Annotated in this window: 14 protein-coding genes and 1 pseudogene; 9 read left to right on the top strand and 6 right to left on the bottom strand. The window is 68.8% G+C overall.

Annotated elements, in window-relative coordinates:
• Positions 1–25: 25 nt before the first annotated feature.
• Positions 26–817: an SDR family oxidoreductase gene (locus tag BME24068_RS31365; RefSeq protein WP_174928388.1), complete on the top strand. Its 792-nt coding sequence runs from the start codon at positions 26–28 to the stop codon at positions 815–817.
• Positions 818–834: 17 nt separating this feature from the next.
• On the top strand, positions 835–1,815 hold the full coding sequence (locus BME24068_RS31360; protein ID WP_174928387.1) for an acetyltransferase: 981 nt from the start codon (positions 835–837) through the stop codon (positions 1,813–1,815).
• Positions 1,816–1,880: 65 nt separating this feature from the next.
• Here BME24068_RS31360 and BME24068_RS31355 read toward each other — a convergent pair whose 3' ends face one another.
• Together BME24068_RS31355 and BME24068_RS31350 are read right to left on the bottom strand one after the other, a co-directional pair.
• On the bottom strand, positions 1,881–2,333 hold the full coding sequence (locus tag BME24068_RS31355) for a nuclear transport factor 2 family protein (RefSeq protein WP_174928386.1): 453 nt from the start codon (positions 2,331–2,333) through the stop codon (positions 1,881–1,883).
• Positions 2,334–2,346: 13 nt separating this feature from the next.
• Positions 2,347–2,826, bottom strand: coding sequence for an SRPBCC domain-containing protein (locus tag BME24068_RS31350; RefSeq protein WP_174928385.1), 480 nt, complete (start codon positions 2,824–2,826; stop codon positions 2,347–2,349).
• 243 nt (positions 2,827–3,069) lie between these two features.
• Between BME24068_RS31350 and BME24068_RS35595 the strand changes: the two are divergent.
• Positions 3,070–3,228 (top strand): annotated as a pseudogene (locus BME24068_RS35595) (deoxyribodipyrimidine photo-lyase); the annotation flags it as partial.
• Positions 3,229–3,300: 72 nt separating this feature from the next.
• Here BME24068_RS35595 and BME24068_RS35350 read toward each other — a convergent pair.
• The 3 genes from BME24068_RS35350 to BME24068_RS31340 all read right to left on the bottom strand — a co-directional run bounded on the left by BME24068_RS35350 (position 3,301) and on the right by BME24068_RS31340 (position 5,894).
• Positions 3,301–3,423, bottom strand: a complete 123-nt coding sequence (locus BME24068_RS35350) for a hypothetical protein (RefSeq protein ID WP_275404940.1) — start codon at positions 3,421–3,423, stop codon at positions 3,301–3,303.
• The gene (locus BME24068_RS31345; RefSeq protein ID WP_239007600.1) at positions 3,414–4,646 is read right to left on the bottom strand and encodes an MFS transporter; all 1,233 of its coding nucleotides are present in this window, start codon (positions 4,644–4,646) and stop codon (positions 3,414–3,416) included. The genes BME24068_RS35350 and BME24068_RS31345 overlap by 10 nt, the downstream gene beginning before the upstream one ends.
• A 306-nt stretch (positions 4,647–4,952) precedes the next feature.
• On the bottom strand, positions 4,953–5,894 hold the full coding sequence (locus tag BME24068_RS31340; RefSeq protein WP_115531448.1) for a LysR substrate-binding domain-containing protein: 942 nt from the start codon (positions 5,892–5,894) through the stop codon (positions 4,953–4,955).
• 120 nt (positions 5,895–6,014) lie between these two features.
• Here BME24068_RS31340 and BME24068_RS31335 point away from each other — a divergent pair, with 120 nt between their 5' ends.
• Both BME24068_RS31335 and BME24068_RS31330 read left to right on the top strand, forming a co-directional pair.
• On the top strand, positions 6,015–7,070 hold the full coding sequence (locus BME24068_RS31335) for an alpha/beta hydrolase family protein (RefSeq protein ID WP_174928384.1): 1,056 nt from the start codon (positions 6,015–6,017) through the stop codon (positions 7,068–7,070).
• 203 nt (positions 7,071–7,273) lie between these two features.
• Positions 7,274–8,026 carry a 4'-phosphopantetheinyl transferase family protein gene (locus BME24068_RS31330; protein ID WP_174928383.1) on the top strand — a complete coding sequence of 251 codons (753 nt, stop codon included), beginning with the start codon at positions 7,274–7,276 and terminating at the stop codon, positions 8,024–8,026.
• Positions 8,027–8,047: 21 nt separating this feature from the next.
• Here BME24068_RS31330 and BME24068_RS31325 read toward each other — a convergent pair whose 3' ends face one another.
• A complete protein-coding gene (locus BME24068_RS31325) occupies positions 8,048–8,968 on the bottom strand; it encodes a glutamate/aspartate ABC transporter substrate-binding protein (RefSeq protein ID WP_174928382.1) in 921 nt (306 codons plus the stop codon).
• Positions 8,969–9,194: 226 nt separating this feature from the next.
• Between BME24068_RS31325 and hutH the strand changes: the two genes are divergently transcribed.
• The 4 genes from hutH to BME24068_RS31305 are packed head-to-tail and all read left to right on the top strand — an operon-like array spanning position 9,195 to position 13,760.
• The gene (hutH, locus tag BME24068_RS31320; protein WP_174928381.1) at positions 9,195–10,718 is read left to right on the top strand and encodes a histidine ammonia-lyase; all 1,524 of its coding nucleotides are present in this window, start codon (positions 9,195–9,197) and stop codon (positions 10,716–10,718) included.
• Between the two features lie 4 nt (positions 10,719–10,722).
• Positions 10,723–11,418 carry a histidine utilization transcriptional repressor HutC gene (gene hutC, locus BME24068_RS31315; protein WP_174928380.1) on the top strand — a complete coding sequence of 232 codons (696 nt, stop codon included), beginning with the start codon at positions 10,723–10,725 and terminating at the stop codon, positions 11,416–11,418.
• Positions 11,419–11,457: 39 nt separating this feature from the next.
• Positions 11,458–13,146 (top strand): urocanate hydratase, encoded by a 1,689-nt coding sequence (gene hutU / locus BME24068_RS31310; protein WP_174928379.1) that lies wholly within the window; start codon positions 11,458–11,460, stop codon positions 13,144–13,146.
• A 2-nt stretch (positions 13,147–13,148) separates the two neighbouring features.
• Entirely contained in the window at positions 13,149–13,760 is a 612-nt protein-coding gene (locus BME24068_RS31305) for a HutD/Ves family protein (protein ID WP_174928378.1), read from the top strand.

Here is a 13,760-nt window from a genome sequence, read left to right as displayed (position 1 = left end):
ACGAACGACAACCAGGAGACAACCCATGTTGCTGAAGGACAAGATCGTCGTGATTTCCGGGATCGGGCCCGGGCTCGGCGTGAAGCTTGCGGTCGAGGCGGCGCGCGAGGGCGCGCGAGGCGTGGTGGTCGCGGCGCGCACGATGGAAAGGCTCGACGACGCGGAAGCCCGGATCCGCGAGCTGGGCGTCGCGTGCGACGTGCTGAAGGTGCGAACCGACATCGCCGAGCGTGCGCAATGCCGGCGGCTCGCGACACAGACGATCGAGCGCTTCGGCCGGATCGACGCGCTCGTGAACAGCGCGTTCGTGCACGGCACGTTTCCGGAGCCGGTCGAGGAGGCCGATCTGGACGGCTGGCGCGCGGTGTTCGACACCAACGTGTTCGGGACGATGACGCTCACGCAGGAAGTCGTGCCGCACATGAAGCGGCAGAAGCGCGGCGCGATCGTGATGATCAACACGCAGGCGACCCGCAAGCCATTTGCAGGGGAATCGGGCTACGCTGTATCGAAGGGCGCGCTCGCGGTTGCGGCAAAATACCTGGCCCGCGAACTCGGCGTGCACGGCATCCGCGCGAACAGCATCCACATGGGCTGGATGTGGGGCGTGCCGACGCAGGCGTATTTCCGGCAGGCCGCGGCCGAATACGGGATGACGGAAGACGAGATCATCGCGCCGATCGCGTCGAACATCGCGCTCGCGAAGCTGCCGACCGACGACGATTGCGCGCGCGCGGCGCTGTTCCTGGCGTCGGATTACGCGAACGCGGTGACCGGCGCGACGCTCGATGCGAACGGCGGCGATTTCATGCCCTGAGGAGGGAGTAACGGATCATGCGGGAAAACCATCAGGGACGGCATTTCTTCGCGTTCAACGGCGATGCGGACGGCCTGTGCGCGCTGCAGCAGCTGCGGCTCGCGGAAGGGGGGCCGGGCACGCTCGTGACGGGCGTGAAGCGCGACATCAAGCTGCTCGAGCGGATCGATGCGCGCGAGGGCGATCGCGTGACCGTGCTCGACGTGTCGCACGACCAGAATCGCGACGCGTGCGCACGGCTGCTGCGCGACGGCGCGGCGGTCCGCTATTTCGATCATCACTTCGCGGGCGATCTGCCGGGCGATGCGCGTTTCGACGCGTATATCGACACGGCGGCCGACGTCTGCACGAGCGCGCTCGTGAATCGCTATCTCGACGGCCGGCACGTGCGCTGGGCGATCGTCGCGGCGTTCGGCGACGAATTGCCGGCGCTCGGCGACGCGCTGGCGCGCGAGCACGGGATCGACGAAGCCGAGCGGTGCACGCTTGCCGAACTCGGGCTCTATCTGAACTACAACGCATATGGCGAGTGCGTCGGCGATCTGCATTTCGATCCTGCCGTGCTGGCCGACGCGATGCTGCCGTGCGTCGATCCGCTCGACTTCGTGCGCGGCACGCCGGTGTTCGCCGCGCTGCGCGACGGCTACCGCGACGACATGGCGCTGGCGTGCGCGCTCGCACCGCTGCGCGACGTGCCGGGCGCGACGCTGATCAGGATGCCGGATCATCCATGGGCGCGGCGCGCGACCGGCATGCTCGCGAACGAGCGGATGCGCAACGCGCCGCATGCGGCGCTCGCGGTGCTGTCGCCGCGTGCGCAGGGCGGGCTGGTCGTCAGCGTGCGCGTGCCCGACGGCCGGCCGCTCGGCGCCGACGAGTTCTGTCGCGGGTTCCCGACCGGCGGCGGACGCAAGCGCGCGGGCGGCATCAACCATTTGCCGGAAACCGAGTTCGACGCGTTCGCCGCGCGTTTCGAAGCGGCATTCCGTCTCGACTGACCCGAGGGGCCGGGACGCGCGCCGTGCCGCGAGGCCACGGCGCGCGCGTCATGCGGCGTGCGGGTTCAACCGGTCGCGCCCGCCAGTACGGGCGGCACGTTGTGGCCGTAGCAACGTTCCTCGACACGCTCGGCGATGCGCCAGCCCCGGGCCGTACGCACGAACCGGTCGACGTACCAGAGCCCGAGAAACATCACCTGCGTGCCGCCGTCCGGCAGCACGACTTCCATCGGATTGAAGCAGATCGTGCGGCCGCGCGCGGTGTCGCCGTCGAGCGTGATCGATACGTTACCCACCATGTGCTGGTACCGCGGAAACTGCGGCAGCACGGTGCGCAGCCATGCCTTCACGTCCGGATACGCGCCGGCGATGCCGCCCATCGCGCGATAGTCGATCGCGGCGTCGCGCGTGAACACGGCATCGAGCGCGTCGAAGTCGCGCGCGTCGATCGCGCTCGAATACGCGACGATCAGCTCGCGGATGTCGTGATGATCGGAGAGCGTCTGCAAATCGGGCATCGATTGTGCTCCGTCACGCACGCTTGCGCCGGCGCGCCGCATGCAGGGCTTCCGCACGCTGCTTCACGTCGCGTGCGCACTGGTCGAACCCCTGTTTCACCCAGCCGCCGTGCTCGCGCATGATCGTTTCCGCGTTGACGCCGAGGAACTGGTCGGTCGTGAAGTAGCGGCAGCGTTCGGCGCCGTCGGCTTCGACGTATTGATCGCGGCGCGCGGCGTCCTTGTTGTCGTCGGTCGGGCGCTGTTCCCATGACAGCAGGCGTCCGGACTCGCACGCGACGAGGATCTCGTTGACCGGAATCACGGTGTCCGTGCCCGGAATGCGCACCTGCATGTACACGAAGTCGCCGATCCGGCCGGTCGTTTCGAGGCTGATGCAGAACGTGTTCCATTCGCCGTAGCGCGGGAAATCGGTCAGCACTTCCCAGACGACGGAAGCGGGCGCGTCGATGTCGACGGTGATCGAGGTGACGAGGTTGGCTGGTTTGGTCATGGCAGGTATCGGGTGAAATTGAGAGGAGGGCGGGACCGCGAGTGCGCGCCTGAGTCGCCGGCGTATGCGGGCATGGCGGATGCGCCGCGCATCGCGGCGAACCCGACGTCGAGCGTAGGCCGGTGCACGCGGGGAAGAATCGTCGGAATGGACTAAGGCGTTTCACCGGGCCGGCGATTCGGCGATGTGGCATCGCCGGTCAGCGGCGCCTGGGCGTGCGGAGCATGCATCCCGGATATCGACATCGCCCGACCCTGCCGCGACAATACGGGTCACTTTTCAGTTTCCTGCCGCGAGGTGCCAGTGCCAGCCAAGTCGTCCGTTGCTCCGGCGATCGTGTGGTTCCGTGACGATCTGCGCGTGACCGATCAGCCCGCGCTGACGCGCGCTCGATGCGCTGGCCACGTTGCCGAAGCGTCGCTAGCGGCGCGTTGCGCCGCCGATCGTCCCTGGCGGGCGGCATGGCGCGCCGCGTCACTCGCAGAACGCCGCGTGCTCGAGCAGCGCGAGCGCGACGCCCGAATCGAAGTAGGCGGCGCCGCACCACGCGACGAACGCGAGCGCGCCGGCGGCGAGCGCCGTGCGGATCAGGCCCATGCGGCCTTGCCCGGTGCCGGGCGTGCGACGCGTGCGTCGTCGATCGGCAGGTGCAGCAGCGCCGCCAGCACGCCGAGCGCGATCGAGCCGATCCACAGCGGCAGGTACGAATGCGTCGCGTCGTACACGAGCGCGCCGAGCCACACGCCGAAGAAGCTGCCGAGCTGGTGGCCGAAGAACACGAAGCCGAACAGCGTCGCGATGTAGCGCACGCCGAACACCTGCGAGATCACGCCGTTGGTCAGCGGCACCGTGCCGAGCCACGTGAAGCCCATCACGGCCGCGAACACGTAGACGCTCGCGGGCGACAGCGGCGCCGCGACGAACGCGGCCATCGTCAGCGCGCGCACGAGATACAGCACCGACAGCACGTACTTGCGCCGCAGCAGGCCGCCGAGATGGCCGCATGCATAGGTGCCGGCCACGTTGGTCAGCGCGATCAGCGCGAGCGCGACGCTGGCATGGCGCGCCGGCAGGCCGTGATCGAGCAGATAGGCGGGCAGGTGGGTCGCGATGAACGCGAGCTGGAATCCGCATGCGAAGAAACCGGCGTTCAGCAGCCAGAAGCCGCGATGCGCGAACGCTTCGCGCACGGCCGCGCCGATCGACTGGTCGGGGCCGTCCGCATGGCCGGCGGCCTGCGCGGGCCGGTCGCGCACGAACATGGCGAGCGGCGCGAGCAAGGCCGCGACGAGCGCCAGCGCGATGAACGCATGCTGCCAGCCGATGCCGCCGATCAGCACCTGCGCGACCGGCACCATGCAGAACTGGCCGAGCCCGCCGATCGCACCGGCGACGCCGAGCGCCCAGCCGCGCCGGTCGGGCGGAAACAGGCGGCTCAGCGCGCCGTAGATCGACGCGAAGGCCGAACCCGACAGCGCGATGCCGATCACGAGCCCCGCGCCGACCGTGAACGCGCCGGTCGATGCCGCCAGCGCCATCATGACGAGCCCGGCCGCGTACAGCAGCATGCCGGCCACGATCACGCGCAGCGACCCGAAGCGGTCCGCGATCATTCCCGTGAACGGCTGCGCGATTCCCCAGATCAGGTTCTGCAGCGCGAGCGCGAGGCCGAACGCTTCGCGCGACCAGCCGTGGTCGAGCGTGACGGGGGCGAGAAACAGTCCCTGCACGTGGCGGATGCCGAGCGCTGCGCCCATGATCAGGCCGCCGGCGAGCACCGGCAGCCAGCGGCGCCGGACGTCTTGTTCGATCGGGGTCATGCGTGTCTCCGGATGAATGCATGCGGCGCGACGGCCGCGTTCGATCCGATTAGACGATCCGGCCGCGATGCCGCTCAAGCAATCATTCGGTCGGGTTCGCATGCGTGGCGGGAATGCGACGGGACTGGCGGCGATGCCGGACGGAGCGGGGCCGGCAGCGGGGCGGACAGGCGGCGCGTATCGGGACGATGGCGGCGGCGGAGCGGGCATACGTCCGGATCGCTTGCCGAGACGCGATCCAGCCTGCCATGCCGCGCCGGCGTCACTTTCCGGCCCGATGCGGAAAATCGGAAAATCGCGCCCGGCTTACGGCTGCGTCACGTCGTACACATGCATCGCCGCATCGCACTCGACCGCTTCCGCGACGATCCAGTCGCGCACGTCGGCGACTTCGCGCCGCGGGGCCGGATCATGCCGGAACAGCCAGTAGCCGTACGCATCCGACAGCGCCTGCGAGTGCGGGCCGAGCACCGCGAGCCGCCCGTCCGCGAGCATCGGCGCGACGAGCGCGAGCCGTCCGAGCGCAACGCCCTGGCCGGCGATCGCGGCCTGGATCACCTGGTCGTACTGGTTGAAGCGCAGCACGCCCTTCGGGCGCGCATCGCCGAGCCCGGCCGCGTGCAGATGCGCGCGCCACTGCAGTTGCGGTTGCGGCGGCCCGTCGAATTCGAGCAGCACGTGATCGGCGATCGCGGCCGCGTCGGTGACGGGCCGCGCGGCGAGCGCCGGGTGCGCGACCGGCACCACGATCTCGTCGAACAGCCGCAGTGCGCCGGCCGGCGCGCGCTCGCGCGGGCAGTAGCGGATCCCCAGGTCGATGCCTTCCGCGCGCAAATCGAGTACCTTGTCGTTCGCGGCGACGCGCAAGTCGATGTCGGGCAGGCGCGCCTGCAGGCGCCCGAGTCGCGGCAGCAGCCACAGCGCGGTGACGCCGATGCTCGCGGTGATCGTGACGGGCTGACGCTCGCGCACGGCGGCGAGCGATGCGACGGTGTCCTGCAGGCTGAGCAATGCCGCATCCGCGGCGCGGAACAGCCGTTCGCCTTCCGGCGTGAACGCGATCTTGCGATAGCCGCGCTGCAGCAGCGCGACGCCGAGATGCGCTTCGAGCGCATGCACCTGGCGGCTGACCGCCGATTGCGTGACGCACAGATCCTGCGCGGCGAGCGTGATGCTCATGCGGCGGCCGACGGCGACGAAGCCGCGCACGAGGTCCAGCGACGGGAGACGGACGAGCGGCGTTGACATGCGTTTGGCTCATGCGAACGGAGCAGCAAGATTGGTTGAGAACGCGGGGCGCGTCAAGTTCAATGGAGGCTGGCCGACGATCGCGGGCGCGGGGTCATGCGGGGCGGCACAGGAGACAGGATGACGATTTCGAACGAAGCAGGCGGTGCCGTGCAGGCCGCGGGCCCGACGGAGCGCGCGGCCGGTGCGTTGCCGCCCGAGCCCGTGACGCTGAGCGCGGCCGACGGCTACACGCTGCGCGGCTACGTGTGGCGCCATCGCGGGGGCGGCGGGGCCGCGCGGCCCGTGACGGTCGTCAATTGCGCGACCTCGGTGCGTTGCGACTATTACTTCCGCTTCGCGGCGTGGCTGTTCGCGCAGGGGCGCGACGTGCTCGTGTACGACTATCGCGGGATCGGCGGATCGCGCCCCGCGCAGCTCGCGAAGCTGCGCGCGAACTGGCTCGACTGGGGGCGGCTCGATTGCGAGGCCGCGCTGCGCTACGCGCTCGATGCGTTTCCCGGCCAGCCGCTCGACGTCGTCGCGCACAGCATCGGCGGGTGTGTGCTCGGGCTCGCGGCGTCGAACGCGCACGTGCGTCACGTCGTGACCGTCGGCGCGCAGTATGCGTACTGGCGCGACTATCGCCCGGAAGAGCGGCGGCGCATGTGGTGGAAGTGGCACGTCGCGATGCCGGCGCTCGCGGCCGTGTTCGGCTACGTGCCCGCGAAACGGCTCGGCTGGATGGAAGATACGCCGCGCGGCGTCGCGCTGTCGTGGGTGCGATCGCAGCCGCGCTTCGAGGACACCTACACGCACGGCCTGCTCGCCGAGAGCGCCGCGAGCCGCGCGGCGTTGCCGGGCCGTTTCGCGCGGCTGGCCGCACCGATGCTCGCGATCGGTCTCGACGACGACGGGTTCGGCACGGTCGACGCGATCGAACGGCTGGTCGGCTACTACACGGACAGCGACGTCACGCACCTGCGGATCGCGCCGCGCGATATCGGCGTCGACGCGATCGGCCACTTCGCGTTCTTCCACAGCCGCTTCACCGACACGCTGTGGCCAGTTGCGCTGTACTGGCTGCAGCACGGCGCGCTGCCGGCCGACGCGCCGGGCAGCGTTCACGCGCGTCATCCGGCCCAACGTGCGCGACGGGCGGCAAGCGGCGTGCCGGGCGTCGCCGCGAACGGGTGAGCGTGCGCGGCGTGCAGCCGTGCGCGGCGCGGCGATGAAGACGATGACGAACACATGCACGGTGCCGCCGCGCATGATGCAAATCGCACCGCATCGCATCGCATCGCATCGCACCGCACCGCACCGCACCGCACCGGCTCCTGATCGACGCAATCGATTAACATCGGACGTTTCATTCCACTGCCACTGGCTGCTGCGTGCCGATGTCCATTCCACCCGATTCCGGTTTCCCTGCCGACACGCCCCGCGCGTGGCGCTTGCACATGCTCGACGTGCCGCCGGCCGCGTCACGTGCCGGCGTGCAGGTCGCGCGCATCGATTTCGATTGGCACGTGCCGCTCGCGTCACCCGCGTATGCGGCGCTGAGCGATGCCGAGCGCGCGCGCGCCGGACGGTACTTCAGGCACGAGGACGCGGTACGCAGCGCCGGCACGCGTGCCGCGCTGCGCGACGTGCTGGGCGCCGCGCTCGGCGTTGTGCCGAACCGCATCGCGATCGTCGTCGACGCATCGGGACGTCCGTCGCTGGACCCGGCGCATCGCACGTCGCTCGATTTCAACGTCTCGCACGCGGGCGATTACGCGCTGATCGCGTGGGCGGCTGCCGCGCGCGTCGGCGTCGACATCGAATGTTGCGACCGGCCGACCGACTGGCGTGCGCTGACGAGCGAAGTGTGCGCCCCCGCCGAGGCCGCGTATCTCGACAGCCTGCCGCCCGCCGCCCGCGCGGACGCGTTCATGCGCGTGTGGTCCGCGAAGGAGGCGCTGCTGAAGGCGCTCGGCACCGGCATCGGCGGCGGGCTGCGTGCGTTCGCGGTGGTGCCGCCGCGCGATGCGGCGACACCGGCGACGACGATCGTCGAGCCGGCTGCGCCGGCCGCCGGCGTGGCCGCGTTCGACGCGGGCTGGCTCGACGCCGCGCCCGGCTACGCGGCGTGCGTCGCGTGGACGCGCTGAACCGGCGTCCGCCCGTGCCAGTTACTCGAGCGGTGCGTCGTTCGGCGCCGCGTAGCGCGCCTTGATCACGTCGCTCATCGGGAAGTCGAACGCGAGCCCCTTCGGCGGCACCGGCTTCATGAACCACTTGTCGTACAGCGCGTTGATCTCGCCGCTCTTCATCAGCTGCACGAGCACGCCATCCACGAGCGCCTTGAACTGCGGATCGTCCTTGCGCGACATGAACCCGTACGCTTCCGACGATTGCGGCGTGCCGACGATCGCCCAGTCGGCCGGCTTCGCCGCGAGCTGGCGCACGCCGGCGAGCAGCACGTCGTCCATCATGTAAGCGGCCGCGCGGCCCGATTCGAGCGTGAGGCGTCCTTCGCCGTAGTCCTTCGCGCTGATGATCTGCATGTTCATCTTCTTTTCCTCGTTCATCTTGCGCAGCAGGCGCTCGGACGTCGTGCCCTGGTTCGTCACGACCGTCTTGCCGGCGAGATCGGGGAAGTCGTGGATGCCCGAATTCGTGCGCGTGAGCAGGCGCGTGGTCGCGACGAAGAAGGTGGTCGAGAACGCGACCTGGGTGTGCCGTGCGGCGAGGTTGGTGGTCACCCCGCATTCGAGATCGACGGTGCCGTTCTGCACGAGCGGGATACGGTTCTGCGACGTGACCGGGATGAAGCGCACCTGCAGGTCGGGCTTGCCGGTGCGCGCCTTCACGGCGGCGATCACGCGATCGCACAGATCCTGCGAGAAACCGATGACCTTGCCGCTGGTGTCGACATAGGAGAACGGCACCGACGTTTCGCGATGGCCGATCGAGATCAGGTTGTTCTGCCGGATCTTCTCGAGCGTGCCGGACAGCGGCTCGGCTGCGACCGGCGCGCCGCACGCGAGCGCGCATGCGGCGACGAGCAGGCTGCGGCCGAAAAGGGCGGTCAACCGGGGCGGGATGTTCATGGCGAGTCTCCGTAGGCGGATTGTAGGCGAGTGAGGATTCATATGTTGCCAAAGACAAAATAATTGCAACATATGTTAAACGCGGAGTGCGTCAGGCCGACCCGGCGGGCCGCGCCGGACATCAGGGAAACTCCCGAGTCGAAATCATGAAAAACGGGGTTGTCTAGACAAGTTCCGGTGGCTAAACTGCAATCCATCCCGAACTTGTCTAGACAGGATTGCTCACATGATTACGTTGACCCCCGGCCACCTGACCCTCCCGCAACTGCGCAAGATCGCTCGCGAATCCGTGCAGCTCACGCTCGACCCGGCGAGCTTCGCGAAGATCGACGCCGGCGCGAAGGCCGTCGCCGACATCGCGGCGAAGGGCGAGCCGGCATACGGCATCAACACGGGCTTCGGCCGTCTGGCCAGCACGCACATCCCGCACGACCAGCTCGAGTTGCTGCAGAAGAACCTGGTGCTGTCGCACGCCGTCGGCGTGGGCGAGCCGATGGCGCGCTCGTCGGTGCGCCTGCTGATGGCGCTGAAGCTGTCGAGCCTCGGCCGCGGCCACTCGGGTATCCGCCGCGAAGTGATGGACGCGCTGATCACGCTGTTCAACGCCGACGTGCTGCCGCTGATCCCGGTGAAGGGCTCGGTCGGCGCATCGGGCGACCTCGCGCCGCTCGCGCACATGTCGGCCGTGCTGCTCGGCGTCGGTGAAGTGTTCATCCGCGGCGAGCGCGCCAGCGCGCTCGACGGTCTGCGTGTCGCGGGCCTCGCGCCGCTGACGCTGCAGGCGAAGGAAGGTCTCGCGCTGCTGAACGGCACGCAGGCATCGACCGCACTGGCGCTCGACAACATGTTCGCGATCGAAGACCTGTACCGCACCGCGCTCGTCGCGGGTGCGCTGTCGGTCGACGCGGCAGCCGGCTCGGTGAAGCCGTTCGACGCACGTATTCACGAACTGCGCGGCCATCAAGGCCAGATCGACGCGGCGGCGTCGTACCGCGACCTGCTCGAAGGCTCGCCGATCAACCAGTCGCACCGCGACTGCGACAAGGTGCAGGATCCGTACAGCCTGCGCTGCCAGCCGCAGGTGATGGGCGCGTGCCTGGACCAGATGCGCCACGCGGCCGCCGTGCTGCTCGTCGAAGCGAACGCCGTGTCGGACAACCCGCTGATCTTCCCGGATACCGGCGAAGTGCTGTCGGGCGGCAACTTCCACGCCGAACCCGTCGCGTTCGCGGCCGACAACCTCGCGCTTGCAGCATCGGAAATCGGCGCGCTGGCCGAACGCCGCATCGCGCTGCTGATCGACGCGACGCTGTCGGGTCTGCCCCCGTTCCTCGTGCGGGACGGCGGCGTGAACTCGGGCTTCATGATCGCCCACGTGACGGCTGCCGCACTGGCATCGGAAAACAAGACGCTCGCGCACCCGGCGTCGGTCGACTCGCTGCCGACCTCGGCGAACCAGGAAGACCACGTGTCGATGGCGACGTTCGCCGCGCGCAAGCTCGCCGACATCGCGGACAACACGAAGCACATCCTCGCGATCGAACTGCTGGCCGCCGCTCAAGGCGTCGACCTGCGCGCGCCGTACCACACGAGCCCGAAGCTGGCGCCGGTGATGGAAACGATCCGCGGCAAGGTTGCGCACTACGAGCTCGACCACTACTTCGCACCGGACATCGCCGTGATCGCGAAGCTCGTCGGCGAGCGCGCGTTCGCGAAGGTCGCGCCGTTCTCGTTCGCATCGGAACAGTAAGCCCATGAGTGCGCCGGTCTACCAGGAGATCAAGGATTTCATCCTGGGCCGCATTCACGCCGGCGAGTGGGCGGAGGGCGACCAGGTGCCCTCCGAGAACGAACTGGCCCGCGAGTTCAAGGTCGCGCGCATGACCGTCAACCGCGCGTTGCGCGAGTTGACGGCCGAGCAGGTGCTGACGCGCATGAAGGGCGCCGGCACCTACGTCGCGCGGCCGAAGTACGAGTCGACGCTGGTTGCGATCCGCAGCATTTCGGAGGAGGTCGGCGCGCGCGGGCATGCGTATCACGCCAGCGTGCTCGGCCTCGCGACGATCCGCGCCGACGAGGCGCTCGCCGACGAGATGCAGGTGGCCATGCGCGCGAAGCTGTTTCATTCGCAGGTGTTGCACTTCGAGAACGACGAACCTGTCCAGCTCGAAGAACGATGGGTGAATCCGGCGGTCGCGCCGGATTATGCCGAGCAGGATTTCACGAATACGACGCCGAACCTGTACCTGATGCGCGCGGCACCGCTGCAGCGCGTCGAGTACCGGATCGAAGCGGCGGCTCCGGCGCCCGAGCGGCGCGAGCAGTTGCGGATGGACGACGTCGAGCCGTGTCTGGTTTTACATCGGCGTACCTGGTCGCAGGGCGTCGTCGCCTCGGTGGCGAATCTGTGGCATCCCGGCAGCCGTTATCGCTTCACCGGGCATTTCTGATTCCTTATTGATATTCACTTTCCCTCGGGAGCAGTCGTCATGAACCATCCGAAACACATCGATCCCCGTCTCGATCCGACGCGCACGATCCGCGCACCGCGCGGCAGCGAGAAGGTCTGCAAGACCTGGCTGGCCGAAGCGGCCTACCGGATGATCCAGAACAACCTCGACGCGGAAGTCGCCGAGCATCCGCATTCGCTCGTCGTCTACGGCGGCATCGGCCGCGCGGCGCGCAACTGGGAATGCTACGACCAGATCCTCGCGTCGCTGAAGGATCTCGAAGAGAACGAGACGCTGCTGATCCAGTCGGGCAAGCCGGTCGGTGTGTTCCGCACGCACAAGGATGCGCCGCGCGTGCTGCTCGCGAACTCGAACCTCGTGCCGCACTGGGCGACCTGGGATCACTTCCATGAACTCGACCGCAAGGGCCTGATGATGTACGGCCAGATGACGGCCGGCAGCTGGATCTACATCGGTAGCCAGGGCATCGTGCAAGGCACCTATGAAACGTTCTTCTCGGTCGCGAACCAGCACTTCAACGGCGATCCGTCGGGCCGCTGGATCCTGACGGGCGGCCTGGGCGGCATGGGCGGCGCGCAGCCGCTGGCAGCGACGATGGCCGGCTTCTCGATGATCGCGGTCGAATGCGACGAGACGCGCATCGATTTCCGTCTGAAGACGCGTTACGTCGACAAGAAGGCGACGACGCTCGACGAAGCGCTCGGCATGATCGAGGAAGCGAAGCGCACCGGCAAGCCGGTGTCGATCGGCCTGCTCGGCAACGCGGCCGACGTGTTCCCGGAACTCGTCAAGCGCGGCATCACGCCGGATTGCGTGACCGATCAGACGAGCGCGCACGACCCGATCAACGGCTACCTGCCGCAAGGCTGGACCGTCGCGCAATGGCGCGAAGCGCAGAAGGTCGACCCGCAGAGCATCGTGAAGGTCGCGAAGCAGTCGATGGCCGTCCAGGTGCAGGCGATGCTGGATCTGCAGGAACGTGGCGCGGCGACGCTCGACTACGGCAACAACATCCGCCAGATGGCGCTGGAAATGGGCGTCGAGAACGCATTCGACTTCCCGGGCTTCGTGCCGGCGTATATCCGCCCGCTGTTCTGCGAAGGCAAGGGCCCGTTCCGCTGGGTCGCGCTGTCGGGCGATCCGGAAGACATCTACAAGACCGACCAGAAGGTGAAGGAGCTGATCCCCGACGATCCGCACCTGCACAACTGGCTCGACATGGCGCGTGAGCGCATCGCGTTCCAGGGCCTGCCGGCACGGATCTGCTGGGTCGGCGTGAAGGATCGCTATCGCCTCGGCCAGGCGTTCAACGAGATGGTGAAGAACGGCGAACTGAAGGCCCCGATCGTGATCGGCCGCGACCACCTCGACACGGGTTCGGTCGCGAGCCCGAACCGCGAGACGGAATCGATGAAGGACGGTTCGGACGCCGTGAGCGACTGGCCGCTGCTGAACGCGCTGCTGAACACCGCGGGCGGCGCATCGTGGGTGTCGCTGCATCATGGCGGCGGCGTCGGCATGGGCTTCTCGCAGCACTCGGGCGTCGTGATCGTCGCCGACGGCACCGCCGATGCGCACGAGCGTCTCGGTCGCGTGCTGCTGAACGATCCGGCGACGGGCGTGATGCGCCACGCGGATGCCGGCTACGAACTCGCGCAGCAGACGGCCCGCGAAGCCGGCCTGAAGCTGCCGATGCTCGGCCGCTGAGCATGACGGCGCTCGACCAGGCGCCGGTGATCGCGACGACGATCCGCGCAGCGGATCTCGTCGCATCGCCGTGGAAGAACGGCGGCGGCGTGACGCGCGAAATCGGCGCGTTCCCGCCGGGCGCCGCGCTCGATACGTTCGCATGGCGCGTGAGCGTCGCGGACGTCGGCGCGGCCGGGCCGTTCTCGCGTTTCGACGGCATCGACCGCACGCTCGTGCTGCTGTCCGGCGCGGGCATGACGCTCGCGGAAGCGGGCGGTGCGAAGCACGTGCTCGACGTGCCGCTCGCGCGCGCGGATTTCGCGGGCGAAGCGGCGATCGACGCGACGCTGCACGACGGCGCGACGCGCGACTTCAACCTGATGACGCGCCGTTCGGCTGCGCGCGGGTCGGTCGACGTGTGGCCCGAAGGCACGCACCGTGTCGAGCGCGCCGATACCGTGCTGCTGTTTTGCGCGACCGGCGCGGTCGGCGTCGAGATCGACGGCGCGCACTACGCGCTGCAGGAAATGGACACGCTGCGGCTCGACGGGCCGCAGCGTGCGCTTGACGTCGTCGTGAGCGGAGGCGGCGCGCTGCTCGCCGTGTCGCTCACCGTCGGCGAACGAGACTGA

The organism is Burkholderia anthina (genome assembly GCF_902498995.1).
GTDB classification, from domain to species: Bacteria; Pseudomonadota; Gammaproteobacteria; order Burkholderiales; family Burkholderiaceae; genus Burkholderia; species Burkholderia anthina.
The sequence above is the reverse complement of the archived record's forward strand: the minus strand, read 5'-3'. Positions and strand labels throughout refer to the sequence as shown.